This window comes from Agrobacterium sp. FDAARGOS_525 (genome assembly GCF_003938925.1).
Classification (GTDB): Bacteria; Pseudomonadota; Alphaproteobacteria; order Rhizobiales; family Rhizobiaceae; genus Agrobacterium; species Agrobacterium pusense.
In genome coordinates this window covers 2,734,592-2,749,183 of the sequence record NZ_RKIU01000003.1, presented here as the reverse complement: position 1 = coordinate 2,749,183, position 14,592 = coordinate 2,734,592, and the positions used below count along the sequence as shown (strand labels likewise).

Below are 14,592 nucleotides of genomic sequence, written 5' to 3'. Positions count from 1 at the left end.
TCCCAAATATCCCAGACCATGCGCGGTTTACTCCGTCCGCCCCTCCGGGCGATCTGGAGCCGCCGTTACGGCGCAACCACGCATTCCTCCATATAAAGAGACGTGGCACGGCAGAGCTGGCAATTCAACCGTTTATATGGGTGGGTGGATGAGAAAGACGTTCAGCCGGCCTCAGCCGCCTGTCACGCTCATATGGCGGGAGACTGCGGGTCGGTTGTGGGTGCGGTCGATGATGAAATCGTGTCCTTTCGGCTTGCGCAGAAGGGCTTCATCGATGGCGCTGGAAAGATAGGCGTCGCTGTCGGAAGCGCGCAGCGCCGTGCGCAGATCGGCAGCGTCGTCCTGGCCGAGACACATATAGAGCGTGCCGGTACAGGTGAGACGGACACGATTGCAGCTTTCGCAGAAATTATGGGTCATGGGCGTGATGAAGCCCAGCCGGCCGCCGGTTTCCTTCACCGTCACGTAACGGGCCGGGCCGCCGGTCTGGTAATCGCTGTCGATGAGCGTGAAGCTCTGCTCGAGATCGCTGCGCAATTTTGAAAGCGGCAGATAACGGTCGGTGCGGTCTTCCTCGATCTCGCCCATCGGCATGGTCTCGATGACCGTCAGGTCCATGCCGCGGCCGTGGGCGAAGCGCATCAGCTCCGGCATTTCGGCATCGTTGAAGTCCTTCAGCGCAACGGCGTTGAGTTTCACCTTGATGCCTGCCGCCTGTGCGGCATCGAGCCCCTCCATCACCCGCCCGATATCCCCCCAGCGGGTGATATGGCGGAATTTATCGCTGTCGAGCGTATCGAGGGAGACATTGATGCGGCGCACGCCGCAATCGGCGAGTTCGGCTGCGAATTTCGCCAGCTGTGAGCCGTTGGTGGTCAGCGTCAATTCCTCGAGCGCACCGCTCTCGACATGCCGCCCGAGGTTCCTCACCAGGGACATGATGTTCTTGCGCACCAGCGGCTCACCGCCGGTCAGCCTCAGCTTGCGGACGCCGCGCGTTATGAAGACGGAACAGAGCCGGTCGAGTTCTTCGAGCGTCAGAAGGTCCTTCTTCGGCAGGAAAGTCATGTGCTCGGACATGCAATAGGTACAGCGAAAATCGCAGCGGTCGGTCACGGAAACGCGCAGATAGGTGATGGCGCGGCCGAAAGGGTCCACCATCGGTGCGTTGTTTTCCGTCAGGAACTGCGCTTTTCCAAGCGATCCGGGGAAACTGTTCACGTCTCCATCCTCATTGCGCGATGCGCCCCTCAAATGATGTAGTGGCTTGCCTATCCTGAGGCAAGTCCGTAATTCTGACGCATGTGATGAGCTTGCGGAAGTGAAAAATGAGTGATGCCTGGCCGACAGAGCTGCTTGTGTCGAAAGACTGGCGCGAATTGACCGTTTCCTTCGACGATGGAAGCGTTTACCGGCTGAAGGCCGAGATGCTGCGCGTGCTTTCGCCCTCGGCAGAAGTGCAGGGCCACGGGCCGGGGCAGAAGGTCACGGTGCCGGGCAAACGCGATGTCGCCATCCGCTCCATGGTCGCGACAGGCAACTATGCGGTGCGCATCGTTTTTGACGATGGCCATGACAGCGGCATCTACACCTGGAAATACCTGAAGGAACTGGGTGAGACCGGGGACAGGCTGTTTGCGGATTATGAACGGGAGCTCGCCGAAAAGGGCTTGAGCAGGGAGCCACGGTGCCGGTAGAGAAAACAGCGAGGGACACGCCCTCGTGAGAACTATGGCAAAGGGTTCGAAGAACTGCTGCGTTTGGCAACGTTGTTGCATTCGCGCTTCGTCACCCCGGACTTGATCCGGGGTCCAGCGCGATCAAGTCCTTGATCGCGGGAGAGTCCTTTCACGGCGCAGACGCGCCGTGGTTGGATGTCGGATCTAGTCCGGCATGACGGAGGAAATGTTCTCGCGCGTTGCCGATAATCGGACGAGGGCAAAGCTCTTGTCTCACTATTTAAACGGGGTGGCGTGTGGCTGTAGAAGCAAACGGAAATGATCTGGCCCAGGTGGTCGTATTGCTGGCGGCAGGCGTTGTCGCCGCGCCGATCTTCAAGCGCATCGGCCTCGGCTCTGTGCTGGGTTATCTCGCCGCCGGCCTGGTGATCGGGCCTTACGGTCTTGGTTTCTTTTCCGATTCGCAGGCCATTCTACACATAGCGGAACTCGGCGTGGTGATGTTCCTGTTCATCATCGGCCTTGAAATGCAGCCGTCGCGGCTGTGGTCCATGCGGCAGGATATTTTCGGGCTCGGCGCATTGCAGGTGCTGGTCTGCATGGGCGGCCTGACGTTGATCGGGGTCGGCCTCGGCTTTCCTGTCATCATGTCCTTCGTCGCTGGCACGGGCTTCGTGCTGACGTCGACGGCGATCGTCATGCAGATGCTGCAGGAGCGCAACAGCATGTCCAGCCTGAAAGGGCAGCGCATCATCGCCATACTGCTGTTCGAGGATCTGGCCATCGTGCCGCTGCTGGCGCTCGTCGCCTTCCTCGGTTCGGGCGGGGAACATGTCACGGCGTCGGAGCGCTGGGTTTCCGTCGGCATTGCGCTTGCCGCCGTCGGTGCGCTCATCCTTGCCGGACGTTATCTGCTCAACCCTTTCTTCCGCCTGCTGGCGGCCTCCGGTGCGCGCGAGGTGATGACGGCTGCGGCGCTGCTGGTGGTGCTGGGTTCGGCGCTTCTGATGCAGGTCAGCGGCCTTTCCATGGCGATGGGCGCTTTCCTGGCCGGCGTGCTGCTGTCGGAATCCTCCTTCCGCCATCAGCTGGAGGCGGATATCGAGCCGTTTCGCGGCATTCTGCTCGGCCTGTTCTTCCTCGGCGTCGGCATGGCGATCGATCTTGCCGTCATTGCCTCCAACTGGCAATTGGTGCTGGTCAGTGTCGCCGGATACATGCTGCTCAAGGCCTTCCTCATCTATGGCGTGGCGCGGGCGCTCGGCACCACCAGGCGTGAAAGCCTGGAACGGGCGGTGCTGATGGCGCAGGGCGGCGAATTCGCCTTCGTGCTCTATTCTGCCGCTGTCAGCGCCGGCATTCTCGACCGGGAGGCCAATGCCATCCTGACGGCGACGATCATCATCTCCATGGTCCTGACGCCGCTGATGGTCATCCTGCACGACCGGCTGGTGCCGGCGGCGGTGCCCAATACTGACGATCTCGACGTGCCTGAAAATGTCGAGGGCAGCATTCTCCTGATCGGTTTCGGACGTTTCGGCCAGATCGTCAGCCAGCCGCTTCTGGCGCGCGGTTACACGCTGTCTTTGATCGACAAGGATGCCGACTTCGTGCGCGATGCGGCGGAATTCGGTTTCAAGGTCTATTATGGCGATGGCTCGCGGGCGGAAATCCTCCATGCCGCCGGCGCCAGCACGGCGCGTGCTGTTCTCATCTGCGTCGACGACAAGGAAGCAGCCGTCCGGATCGCGGAGATCGTCAAGCATGAATTCCCGCTGGTTCCGGTTCTCGCTCGCGCCTATGACCGTGGCCACGCCATCGATCTGCTGAAGGCCGGCGTGGATTACCAGATTCGCGAGACGCTGGAATCGGCGCTGAATTTCAGCGAGGAGGTTCTGGGCGCCATGGGCGAGGAGCGGGAAGACGCCGCCCGTCTGGTGGAGGAATTCCGCGACCGCGACGAGGAGCGTTTCGCCATGGAGGTCGTCGGCGGCATTTATGCCGGCCGTTCGCTGATCCGTGGCAACGCCCAGCCAGCCGATCTCGTCGCCGCGCGCACGGCGCGTGAGCGGGCGGAGCGGGAAAAGGCGGAAGCGGCGGAAGATTAAGGGATTGCGCCCGGCGGTGTCGCAGGGTGATTTCGAGGGATAGGAACTGACATGACGATCATTCGCACGGTCGAGGAATTAAAGGCCATCTATGACGGCACGAGCGAGGCATCCATCGCCAAGGTGACAGCCGCGCTGACGGCCGAATACAGGCTGATGATCGAAACGTCACCGTTTCTCGCTCTGGCGACGGTGGGGCCGGAGGGCATGGACTGTTCACCGCGCGGCGACAAGGGCGGTGTGGTGCGCGTGGCCGATGACAATGCTGCTGCCGGACTGGCGTGGCAATAACCGCGTGGATTCGCTTCTCAACATCGTGCGGGATCCGCGCGTGGCGCTGATGTTCCTGATCCCCGGCTCGAATACGACCATGCGCATCAATGGCCGCGCCTTGGTTTCCGTTGACCCCACGTTGTTGCAGAGCTTCGAGATGGATGGCAAACATCCGCGCACCGTCATCGTGGTCACGATCGACGAAGTCTATTTCCAGTGTGCACGGGCGCTGATGCGGTCTGAATTGTGGAATCCCGACAATTTTGTCGACCCGTCGTCGCTTCCGACGCCGGGTCTGCTGCTCAAGGCGGCCAAGGCGGAATTCGATCAGGAGACCTATGATCGCGAATGGGCGGCGCGCGCCGCGAAGACGATGTGGTGAGGCTTCCCCCTCTCGCCCTCATTCCTATGCTTGTCAGGAATGAGGGTGGGGACAGCGCTGTGTTTTTAATGCGCCCAAATCGGCGCAATTTGCCTCAAGTCCGATAAATCAGCCAGTTTTTGCCGGTATAGTTCTTCTGCATACCGTCCTCGTAGAAGACCGAGCGGTTCCGGCCGGTTTCCTTGGCGTGGTAGAGCGCCGTATCCGCATGGGCGTAAAGTTCGGTTGGATTGGTGGCCTGCGCGGCAGCGGCAAAACCGATCGAGATCGTTACCGTGCCGTAATCCGCGCCTGATCTCGAATTGCGGAAGGGTGTGCTCTCCAGCGACAGGCGGATGCGCTCGCACATCACCATGACTTCCTCCGGCGTATTGCCGTCGAGAATGATGGCGAATTCCTCGCCGCCGCTTCTGGCGACGAAGCCGTCCTTGCGGACATTGGCGCGAATGACCGAAGCGACGGTAGCCAGAATCTTGTCGCCGACCGGATGGCCGAACGTGTCGTTGATCCGCTTGAAGTGATCGATATCGAGCAGGACGAGCGACGTATATTGCAGGCCGATGGAGGTATCATAAACGGTTGCCAGCCGGTCGTCGAAAGCCCGCCGGTTGGAAAGGCGGGTCAGCGAATCGGTATTGGCGATGCGCTTGTATTCATCCAGCTCCAGGCGCACCTGGTGCATTTCCTCGGCATGGCGGTTGACGTCGTTGAACGCCTTTTCGCCGTCGATGATCTTCGAGCCGGTGGCCTCGGCCAGCAACGCAATTGCGTTTCTCAGAATATTGCTGCTGGCGGCATTCTTGTCATCGATACGCTGCCGCGTCTCGCCGAGGATCCTGTTGTAGTTCTCGATGGAGGATTGTTCCCGCCGTAAGGTCCCCAGAAGGGCTTCCAGTTCGCGTCGCAGCTTTTCATGCGCATCGTCGATGAAGCGCGCGGGACCGCCATCACCGTAACGCGCGGACAGCTCGTCCAGATCGTCCTGCGTCACCCGGTTTCCCAGCGCCGCCAGATCCTTGGTCAGCGCAGGGTTCGAACCGATATAGGCTTCGTAGAAAAGGCTGTAGTTGCGCGGGATCGGCGAAACACCCATGCTCCGCATGGCGTGGGCAATCTGCCCGGCAATGTCGGGTCCCGTGGTCTTGGGCGTGGATGCCGTGTTCATCAAGAAACTCCAGTGAGTCTGCTTATAGACTATGATTATTATTATGGAGGCTGTTTTGGAAAGCTTAATTTATGGAGAACTAATTTTTATTGCAGGAAATTCTATTTTGTACGATTTTTATCTTATTTAATTGATAATTATAAGTAATTCTCATTTTTTGGAATTTCCGGAATTTTTGACCTCTACTATCCGCCTTGGTGACAGTTTCGCATTTATTCTGTCAATCCCGATAACGCTTTGCAGCTGATTTATTTGGGCACAGCAACGTGATTCGTGGAGAGGAAAAAAGCTCAAGGGGCGGGGAATTTCCATTCGCCAAGACATGGTTTTGGGGAAGTCGATATTTGTCGGCCGTCTCCAAAGGCGCAACGTTACAGTTTGTCTGGCGGGCCTGAGGGCATTGAACGCGGCGCCGTTCCGGGCGATGTCAGCAGGCGGGTGTACAAATGCCTCATCCGGGTGCTGTGAAAGCGTGTTGTCGTCGTTTGGCTGCGGGTTCAGGCCCTGAGTTTGATGACCGGGCATTCGGCCCCGGCGTCAGCCTGCGGCGCATGGGGAGGGCGTATGATGAGGAGGTCGGAATGGGCGAGGATGTTCATCATGGATGAATCCTGTCTGGCGTAAGGCTCCGCCACGACCACATCGCCTTGACCGCTAACCAGGCGGGCGCGAAGATAATCCTGGCGGTGGTCGTTGGCCTTCAGCGCCGTCGCGGTTCTTGCGGTCGCGATGCGTTGCGGGGGCACGCGCCGGCCAATCCGGCTGACCAAGGGTTCAAGGAAAAGCAGACCGCAAACGAGACTGGCCACGGGGTTTCCGGGCAGGCCGAGAACCTGCATGCTGCCGATTGAGCCCACCATCAGCGGTTTTCCCGGGCGCATGGCGATGCGCCAGAAATCGAGCTGCATGCCCTCCGCCTTCAATGCAGCCTGCACCAGATCGTGGTCTCCGACGGAGGCGCCGCCGAGTGTCACCAGCACATCAACCTTCGCCGCAACGGCCTCGCCGATGGCGGCGCGGATCAGAGCGGCATCATCGGGGATAATCCCGAGATCCAGTACCTCTGCACCGGCCTTGCGGGCCAGCGCGGCGACGCCGAAGGTGTTGGAGGCGATGATCTGCGCCGGCTGCGGAACGCTTCCAGGCGGCAGCAACTCGTCGCCGGTGGCGAGGATGGCGATGCGTGGCCTGCGATAGACGGCAAGCGTGGCGTGGTTCGTCGCCGCCGCCAGCGTGAGATCGGCAAAGCCGAGTTCCCTTCCAGCCTCCAGCACCGTTTCGCCTTTGGTAAAATCCTGCCCGCGCGGTCGGATATGTCGCCCAGCGGTGACATCGAAGGCCGTGCGGATCTTTCCGCCTTCCAGGACTTCGGCATCCTCCTGAATGAGGATCGTATCCGCACCCTGCGGCACGGGCGCGCCGGTGAAGATGCGCACCGCCTGTCCTTCACCCACCGTACCGGCAAAAGCATGACCGGCGGCGGCCTGGCCGATGACGGTGAGGACCGAGCCGATGGCCGGTGCATCGGCGCTGCGCAATGCATAACCGTCCATGGCTGAGGCATCGAAGGGGGGCTGAGTGAGGCTTGCGATGAGATCGACCGAGAGAACGCGGCCGTCGCATTCGGCGAGCGGCAGCGTTTCGGTGTCGGTGACCGGAACCGCTGCGTCCAGAAGGCGCGCGATGGCCTCATCCACGGGCAGCAGCGGCTTCATTCAGTTCTCCTGTCGCCCGAAATCGCCGGCTTTGAAATCACCGGATTTGCCGCCGCTCTTTTCAAGCAGGCGGATATTGATGATCTCCATCGCCTTGTCGGCGGCCTTCGCCATGTCATAGATCGTCAGGCAGGCGATGGAGACGGCGGTCAGCGCTTCCATTTCCACGCCGGTCTTGCCCGACAGCTTCACCCTGGCCTCAACGCGGAGGCCGGGCAGGGTGGCATCTTCGGTGATGTCCACCGCCACCTTGGTCAGCATCAGCGGGTGGCAGAGCGGAATGAGATTGGCGGTCTGCTTCGCGGCCATGATGCCGGCCAGCCGTGCGGTGCCGATGACATCGCCCTTCTTGGCGTTGCCGTCGTGGATAAGCGCCAGCGTTTCCGGCTTCATTTTCACGAAGCCTTCGGCCACCGCAACACGCACGGTTTCCGCCTTGTCGCCAACATCGACCATATGCGCTTCACCGGCCGCGTCGATATGGGTGAGCTTCGGGGCGTCGCTCATCCGGGTTTATTCCGCTGCCAGAATGCCGGACTGGCCCGTCAGCAGCGCCTTGGTGGCCGCCGTCACATCGTCCTTGCGCATCAGGCTTTCACCGACGAGGAAGGTGCTGATGCCGCTTTTTTTCAGGCGCTGGCAATCCTCGAAGGTGAAGATGCCGCTTTCGCCCACCAGCAGCCTGTCGGCGGGCACCAGTCCCGCCAGCCTTTCGCTGGTTTCGAGGCCAACCTCGAAAGTGCGGAGATTACGATTGTTGATGCCGAAAAGCGGCGAGTCGAGCTTCAGCGCCCGTTCCGTTTCCTCTTCGTCGTGCACTTCGATCAGCACATCCATGCCAAGCGCGAAAGCCTCGTCTTCCAGCCGTTTCGCGTCGTCATCCGACAGCGAAGCCATGATGAGGAGAATGCAGTCCGCGCCCCAGGCGCGGGCTTCGTGCACCTGATAGGTGTCGAATATGAAATCCTTGCGCAGCGCGGGCAGGGCGCAGGCATTGCGGGCGGCGGTCAGGAATTCCGGAGCGCCTTGAAAGCTCGGCCTGTCTGTCAGGACAGAAAGACATGCAGCGCCGCCAGCCTCATAGGCCGCAGCCAGCGCCGGCGGATCGAAATCGGGGCGGATGAGGCCCTTGGAGGGGCTGGCCTTCTTGATTTCGGCGATAAGGCCGAACTTGCCCTCGGCCTGCTTTGTTTTCAGCGCCCTGTAAAAACCGCGGGGCGCGCTCTGGTCGGCAGCCATGGCCTTCAGATCGGCCAGTGAAACCTTCGCCTTGGCGGCGGCGATTTCTTCGAGCTTGTAAGTCTCGATCTTCTTGAGAATGTCGCTCATGATCTCGCTCTCATTCCTCGTTTGATACGGCGACCAGACGCTCCAGCGCGGCGGCGGCCTTGCCGCTGTCGAGGGCATCGCTGGCAATCGTCATGGCCTGGCCAAGCGTTTCCGCCTTGCCGGCGATGACAAGCGCTGCGGCTGCGTTGCAAAGCGATACGTCGCGATAGGCATTGCGCTTGCCTGAAAGAACCTCGCGCAGCGCCGCCGCATTGGCAATGCCGTCGCCGCCCTTGAGGTCGTCCATCCGCGCCGGCTCAACGCCGAAATCTTTTGGGGTCAGCTCGAAGGTGCGGATATTGCCGCCTTCGAGCGCCGCCACATGGGTGACGCCCGTGGTGGTGACTTCATCCATGCCGTCGCCATGCACGACCCAGATGCTTTCTGAACCCAGATCACGCAGCACTTCGGCAAGCGGCACCAGCCAGCGTGGCGAAAACACGCCGAGCAATTGCCGTTTTGCGCCGGCCGGGTTGGAGAGGGGGCCGAGCAGGTTGAAGATCGTGCGCGTGCCGAGTTCGACGCGGCTCGGGCCAACGTGGCGCATGGCGGAATGGTGCATCTGCGCGAACATGAAGCCGAGACCCGCCTCGCTGATGCAGCGGGCGATGAGATCGGGACCGATATCGAGCTTCACGCCGAGTGCGGAAAGCGCATCTGCCGTGCCGGATTTGGAACTCAATGCCCGGTTGCCGTGCTTGGCGACCGGCAGGCCCGTGCCGGCGACGATGATCGAGGCGAGTGTCGAGATGTTGTAGGTGCCGATGCCGTCGCCGCCGGTGCCGACGATATCGATGGCATTGGCGGGGGCGGAAACCGGCAACATCCGGGAACGCATGGAGGAGACGGCGCCGACGATTTCGTCGACCGTTTCACCGCGCACGCGCAGCGCCATCAGGAAACCGCCGATCTGCGACGGCGTGGCTTCGCCCGACATCAGAATGTCGAAAGCCGTGCGCGCATCCTCGCGGTTCAGGCTTTCTCCATTCGCGACCCTGGCGATCAGCGGCTTCAGTTCGGCCATCTCGTCGCCTCCCGGGTTAGAAGCCGACCATCGCCTGATCGGCGAGGGCCTGGTTGATCGTCACACCATAGTCATTCTGCAGGCGGTTGACCATCTGGTCCAGCATGTCGTCGCCGGCCGCGCGGGCAATGGCGGCAAACTGCTGGTCGTCATTGGCGAGCGCGTCCGGCGTCGCGTTGGTGTCGACAGAGGTGACCTTGAAGAGGATGCGGCTGGAACCATCGGCATCGGCCGCGGTGCCGACCACGCCTTCGGCGCCCGAGAAGACGGCGGCGATGGTCTGGCGACCGAAAATCGCATCTTCGCTGGTGCGACGCAGGCCGGATTTCTGTTCGACTGCAAGGCTCAGCTCACCCGCAACAGCCTCCAGCGTCTCGCCCTTTTCAACGCGGGCCTTCAGCTCGTCGGCCTTGGCGGCAAGTGCGGTGCGCTGCTGCTCTGCCGTCCAGTCGGCAACGACATCGTCGCGGACTTCGGCAAGCGTGCGGTCGCGGGCAGGGATGATCTGCTCGACGTCGAACCAGATGTAACCTTCGCGGCCGAGATTGATCGGCAGGGCCTCGGTTCCGGGTTCGGTCTTGAACACGTCCTGGGCGAGCTGCGGGGAGGGCAGGCCTTCGACCGCATCGCCCTTTTCGTCGAGACCGGCTGCGTCGATGGCGGCAATGGTGACCGGTTTCAGGTTCAGCTGCTGTGCGGCGTCCGCAAGCGAAGAACCGCCGGCGCGCAGATCCTCGTAACGGTCGTGCACATTGGTGATTTCTTCCGCGGCGGCAGCGGTGGCGAGATCCTTGCGGATGTCTTCCTTTGCCTCTTCCAGCGTGCGGGTGGTTTCCGGCTTGATGCCCGTGACGCGCAGAAGTACCGGGCCGAACGAACCTTCAACCACTGGCGAAACGCCCCCATCCTTCTGGATCGCAAAAGCGGCATCGGCAATCGACTGGTCGGGGATGGTATCCTTTGTGAATTCGCCAAGCGTGACGTCGGACGGCGTCTTGCCCTGATCCTTCACCACCTGGTCATAGGTGGTGTTGCCGAGCCTGATCTGCTCGGCGGCGGCAGCGGCCATTTCCTTGTCCGGGAAGGTCAGCTGCTCGACCGTGCGGCGGCCGGCGGTGCGGAAGCTGTCCTTGTGGCTGTTATAATAATCGGCGATCTGGGCGTCCGTTACCGAGGCTGGCTCCGCGATGTCGGAAGGTTCCAGCTTCACATAGGTGAATTTGCGGAATTCCGGCGCGCGATATTTCGTCTTGTTCGTCTCGAACCAGGGGGCGAGCACGTCGTCGCCGGGGGCCTTGACCGGCGGGATGACGGCGTTCGAAAGAATGACATAATCAACGGCGCGCTGCTCGTTGCGATATTGCTTCAGGGCATCCACGAGAACCTGCGGTGCGGCAAAACCGTCCGAGACGGCTTCAACGATCTGGCTGCGCACGGCGACCTTGCTGCGTTCCTTGATGTAGTCGTCCTCGCGGAAACCGGAATTGCGCAGGCGCTCCGTAAAGAGGTTGCGGTCGAACTGGCCATTGACCGATTTAAAGGCGGGGTCTTCGGCAATGAGTTTGGCAAGACGGTCTTCCGAAAGACCGAGGTTCATCTTCGAAGCGAGTTCGTCAAGCGATGCCCCGGCTGCAAGCTGGCTGAAGACCTGGCGGTCGATGCCGAAGGCCTTGGCCTGTTCGGTCGTCAGCCTTGTGCCGAACTGGCGGCTGAGATCGGAAATCTGCCGCTGATAGGCGAGGCGGAATTCCTCCGGGCTGACCGTCTGGTCACCTACCGTCATGACGGCGTGGGAATTGGCGGTGACAAGCGATGCGGAAACGCCCCAGATGCCAAAAGAAACAACAAGCAGGAGAAGCAGCAGCTTGGCTGCCATGGTTCGAGAAGCATTTCTCAGGGAATCGAGCATCGTTATGCAAACCTCACAGGAACGTCATCGCGGTCGCCGGCTGTCCGGCCCGCAACGTATCGGCGTTCCTTAAATCAATCCATTCGGAAATTGAAGGGAATTTCCCTTGGAAAAACGGGGTTTTGAAAACGGTTGTGTGATTGGAGGCGCCGAAATGGAGGCAACGGATGGATATCAGCGGCGTCCACACCGTCATTCCTGTGCTTGTGACAGGAATCGAGCCCGCCCAAGTCCTTGGGGCTGAAAAGAGTCTTTCCGTCGCACAGACGTGTGTTGACTGGATTCTCGTCACAAGCAGAGGAACGAGGGCGGCCATCGCAGGCCTTTCAAAACAAAACCGCCCGGAGGGTCCAGGGCGGTTGAGAAAAATCATTCTTAAAGCGGATTTATGCCAGCCTGCCGCACTCAGAAAGCGCGGTCGCGCCGGATCATCGCCTTGAACTCCTCGTCCTCGCGTCGCATCTCGGCAACGACAGAGATCATTGACATCACGAACATTACGCTGATCAGGGCAAGAAGCATCGTCAGAAATGTGAACATGATGTCGTCTCCGGAGTTTCGAGAGTTTCTCCCCGTTATCAGTAATAATTCATATACTGGTAGCGGGCGGTCAGTTGCGGATAGTCAGGTCCAAGCTTTTCAGGCTTCTGTTCATAAAGGCTAAACGTCGTTGCTACCATTGCGATAACCAGAACTGTCCAGGCGGTGCTGATGACGCTGATTTTCGCCGAAGTAGACTGTTTTTCTCTTACAAACATTTGTCTGTTCCTTTGGTTTCTTGTTAACGCACCATGTCCGATCATGTTCCGCGTCAATCATAAAAATCGATTAGCATCGCCCCGGTGAAACTTCCTTGAATGGCTCGTTCATCTGGCGTTCAGGAAACTGGCTGAGGCCGTCATTCGAGGAAAAGATACTCGGCTGCGAATGACGAGATGACCGAAACGACGATCATGAAGGCCAGCATTTTCGATTCTCCGGTTGCTTAACGGGCGAAAGGCGTTTCGGTTTCCCGATGCTGTGCATTTAAACAAAATGGCTCTGAAACCGCACTGAACGGCCCGTTCATCGGGGGTTCACGGCACGGCCGCGCTTGTGAGGGGTGGTTATAAAGTCTTGCGCCGCGTGCTTCTCCATGACAAAAGGCGGCACATATGCTGAAGCGTCGAGACGCGCCCACCATCTGAGAGCGATATGACGATTGCCTTTTATCCAGGATCCTTCGATCCGATGACCAACGGACATCTGGATGTGCTTCTCCAGGCGCTGAACGTGGCGTCAAAGGTCATTGTCGCGGTTGGCATTCATCCCGGAAAAGCGCCGATGTTCAGTTTCGAGGAACGGGCAGGGCTGATAAAGCAGGCGCTTGCGGAGCAGCTGCCGGGCGAAGCGGCGCGCATGGACGTCGTTTCCTTCGATAATCTGGTTGTCGATGCGGCCCGTCAGCATGGCGCGCGACTTCTGCTGCGCGGCCTGCGTGACGGCACCGATCTCGATTATGAAATGCAGATGGCGGGCATGAACCGCCAGATGGCGCCCGATATCCAGACCGTGTTCCTGCCCGCCGGCACCTCGTCGCGACCCATTACAGCCACATTGGTTCGGCAGATCGCCGCCATGGGCGGCAATGTCGAAGCCTTTGTGCCGAAAGCCGTGCTTGAAGCCCTTAACGCCAAGCTGAAGCGCTGACTTCAGCCTTACATTTGGAGCCAATCCGATGAAACTCGTTCGATTTGCCTTTGCCGGCGCCATGTTTGCGGGCGCGCTTGCCGCCAGCACCTTTGCGTCTGCCGCCGAACTTCTCACCGTCCAGCTTAAGGACGGCCCCGTTGTCATCGAGCTTATGCCCGACGTCGCGCCGAAGCACGTGGCGCAGATCGAGGCGCTGGCCAAGAAGGGCGCTTACGACAACGTCGCCTTCCACCGCGTCATCGACGGCTTCATGGCGCAGACCGGCGACGTGCAGTATGGCAACATGGAGAAGGGCTTCAGCGCCCAGCGCGCAGGTACTGGCGGCTCCGACCTGCCGGATATTCCGGCCGAATTCTCCAAGGTTCCGTTCACGCGCGGCGTGGTCGGCATGGCCCGTTCGCAGGATCCGAATTCCGCCAATTCGCAGTTCTTCATCATGTTTGCCGACGGTCCGTTCCTGAACGGCCAGTACACCGTGGTCGGCAAGGTCGTGTCCGGCATGGAAGCCGTGGACAAGATCAAGCGCGGGCAGGGCAGCAACGGCGAAGTTTCCAACCCCGACCGGATGATCAAGGTCACTGTCGGCAAGAAGTAAGACAGGGCAATAGAGCCCGAACAGAGGAGAATAATCATGGCCGAGATCAAGGATCCGGAAAACACCATCATCATGGAAACGACGACCGGCAAGGTCTTGATCCAGCTGCTTCCGGAAGTTGCTCCGGGCCACGTTGCCCGCATCAAGGAACTGGTATCGGAAGGTGCTTATGACGGCGTCGTTTTCCACCGCGTCATCGAAGACTTCATGGCCCAGACCGGCGACGTGAAATTCGGCAAGAAGGGTTCCGAAAGCTTCAACCCGGCCCGCGCCGGCATGGGCGGCTCCGAAAAGCCGGACCTGAAGGCAGAATTCTCCGCCATCCCGCATGTGCGCGGCACCTGCTCCATGGCCCGTTCGCAGAACCCGAACTCCGCCAACTCGCAGTTCTTCATCTGCTTCACGGATTCCCCGTGGCTCAACAAGCAGTACACCGTCTGGGGCCAGGTCATCGAGGGCATGGAAGCCATCGACAAGGTCAAGCGCGGCGAGCCGGTGAAGGACCCCGATTCGATCGTGTCCATGAAGCTCGCTTCGGCGGCTTGAGAATAGCTTATAAAGTGTTTACCCGCTCCGCAGGAAACTGCGGGGCGTTTCACATTGATGACAAGGGTGCCAACCTCTCAGCCGTCATCCTCGGTCCCCGGATCAAGCCCGAGGATGACGTCTCGTTAGACGAAGCCTTGTCACTCCCACCACCCGCCCCATTGAGGGCGGGTTT

General features: G+C 60.3%; 14 protein-coding genes and 1 pseudogene. 6 read left to right on the top strand and 9 right to left on the bottom strand.

All coding sequences use genetic code 11. From position 1 onward, the window contains the following. Positions 1-171 precede the first annotated feature (171 nt). Positions 172-1,221, bottom strand: coding sequence for a GTP 3',8-cyclase MoaA (moaA, locus tag EGT36_RS14850; RefSeq protein WP_045533710.1), 1,050 nt, complete (start codon positions 1,219-1,221; stop codon positions 172-174). A gap of 107 nt (positions 1,222-1,328) precedes the next feature. On the opposite strand from moaA, the gene EGT36_RS14845 reads away from it, so the two are divergent. The 3 genes and pseudogenes from EGT36_RS14845 (at position 1,329) to EGT36_RS14835 (ending at position 4,442) form a co-directional block, all read left to right on the top strand. Then, positions 1,329-1,697 (top strand): gamma-butyrobetaine hydroxylase family protein, encoded by a 369-nt coding sequence (locus EGT36_RS14845; RefSeq protein ID WP_125270505.1) that lies wholly within the window; start codon positions 1,329-1,331, stop codon positions 1,695-1,697. A gap of 278 nt (positions 1,698-1,975) precedes the next feature. Continuing rightward, on the top strand, positions 1,976-3,787 hold the full coding sequence (locus tag EGT36_RS14840) for a monovalent cation:proton antiporter-2 (CPA2) family protein (RefSeq protein ID WP_037093460.1): 1,812 nt from the start codon (positions 1,976-1,978) through the stop codon (positions 3,785-3,787). A 51-nt stretch (positions 3,788-3,838) separates the two neighbouring features. Then, positions 3,839-4,442, top strand: a pseudogene (locus tag EGT36_RS14835) (pyridoxamine 5'-phosphate oxidase family protein). A 94-nt stretch (positions 4,443-4,536) separates the two neighbouring features. Here EGT36_RS14835 and EGT36_RS14830 read toward each other — a convergent pair. From EGT36_RS14830 to EGT36_RS14795, 8 genes are all read right to left on the bottom strand, one after another. Next, a complete protein-coding gene (locus EGT36_RS14830; protein ID WP_004442120.1) occupies positions 4,537-5,607 on the bottom strand; it encodes a GGDEF domain-containing protein in 1,071 nt (356 codons plus the stop codon). Between the two features lie 497 nt (positions 5,608-6,104). Beyond that, on the bottom strand, positions 6,105-7,322 hold the full coding sequence (locus tag EGT36_RS14825) for a molybdopterin molybdotransferase MoeA (RefSeq protein WP_037093462.1): 1,218 nt from the start codon (positions 7,320-7,322) through the stop codon (positions 6,105-6,107). Beyond that, positions 7,323-7,829 carry a cyclic pyranopterin monophosphate synthase MoaC gene (gene moaC, locus EGT36_RS14820; protein ID WP_037093464.1) on the bottom strand — a complete coding sequence of 169 codons (507 nt, stop codon included), beginning with the start codon at positions 7,827-7,829 and terminating at the stop codon, positions 7,323-7,325. It lies immediately after the preceding gene. A 6-nt stretch (positions 7,830-7,835) separates the two neighbouring features. After that, a complete protein-coding gene (trpC, locus tag EGT36_RS14815) occupies positions 7,836-8,651 on the bottom strand; it encodes an indole-3-glycerol phosphate synthase TrpC (RefSeq protein WP_125270504.1) in 816 nt (271 codons plus the stop codon). Positions 8,652-8,661: 10 nt separating this feature from the next. After that, on the bottom strand, positions 8,662-9,675 hold the full coding sequence (gene trpD, locus EGT36_RS14810) for an anthranilate phosphoribosyltransferase (protein WP_006698866.1): 1,014 nt from the start codon (positions 9,673-9,675) through the stop codon (positions 8,662-8,664). A gap of 16 nt (positions 9,676-9,691) precedes the next feature. Then, complete coding sequence (locus EGT36_RS14805) at positions 9,692-11,584, bottom strand: peptidyl-prolyl cis-trans isomerase (RefSeq protein ID WP_022556257.1); 1,893 nt, start codon at positions 11,582-11,584, stop codon at positions 9,692-9,694. Positions 11,585-11,989: 405 nt separating this feature from the next. Then, positions 11,990-12,124: a hypothetical protein gene (locus EGT36_RS31045; protein WP_004442104.1), complete on the bottom strand. Its 135-nt coding sequence runs from the start codon at positions 12,122-12,124 to the stop codon at positions 11,990-11,992. A 38-nt stretch (positions 12,125-12,162) separates the two neighbouring features. Then, a complete protein-coding gene (locus EGT36_RS14795; protein WP_004442101.1) occupies positions 12,163-12,342 on the bottom strand; it encodes a hypothetical protein in 180 nt (59 codons plus the stop codon). A gap of 436 nt (positions 12,343-12,778) precedes the next feature. Between EGT36_RS14795 and coaD the strand changes: the two genes are divergently transcribed. From coaD to EGT36_RS14775, 3 genes are read left to right on the top strand one after another with little or no spacing between them, the layout of a single operon-like run. Next, positions 12,779-13,273, top strand: coding sequence for a pantetheine-phosphate adenylyltransferase (gene coaD, locus EGT36_RS14785; protein WP_004442098.1), 495 nt, complete (start codon positions 12,779-12,781; stop codon positions 13,271-13,273). A 28-nt stretch (positions 13,274-13,301) separates the two neighbouring features. Beyond that, a complete protein-coding gene (locus EGT36_RS14780; RefSeq protein ID WP_004442095.1) occupies positions 13,302-13,871 on the top strand; it encodes a peptidylprolyl isomerase in 570 nt (189 codons plus the stop codon). Between the two features lie 36 nt (positions 13,872-13,907). Then, positions 13,908-14,417 carry a peptidylprolyl isomerase gene (locus EGT36_RS14775; RefSeq protein WP_037093468.1) on the top strand — a complete coding sequence of 170 codons (510 nt, stop codon included), beginning with the start codon at positions 13,908-13,910 and terminating at the stop codon, positions 14,415-14,417. Positions 14,418-14,592 lie beyond the last annotated feature (175 nt).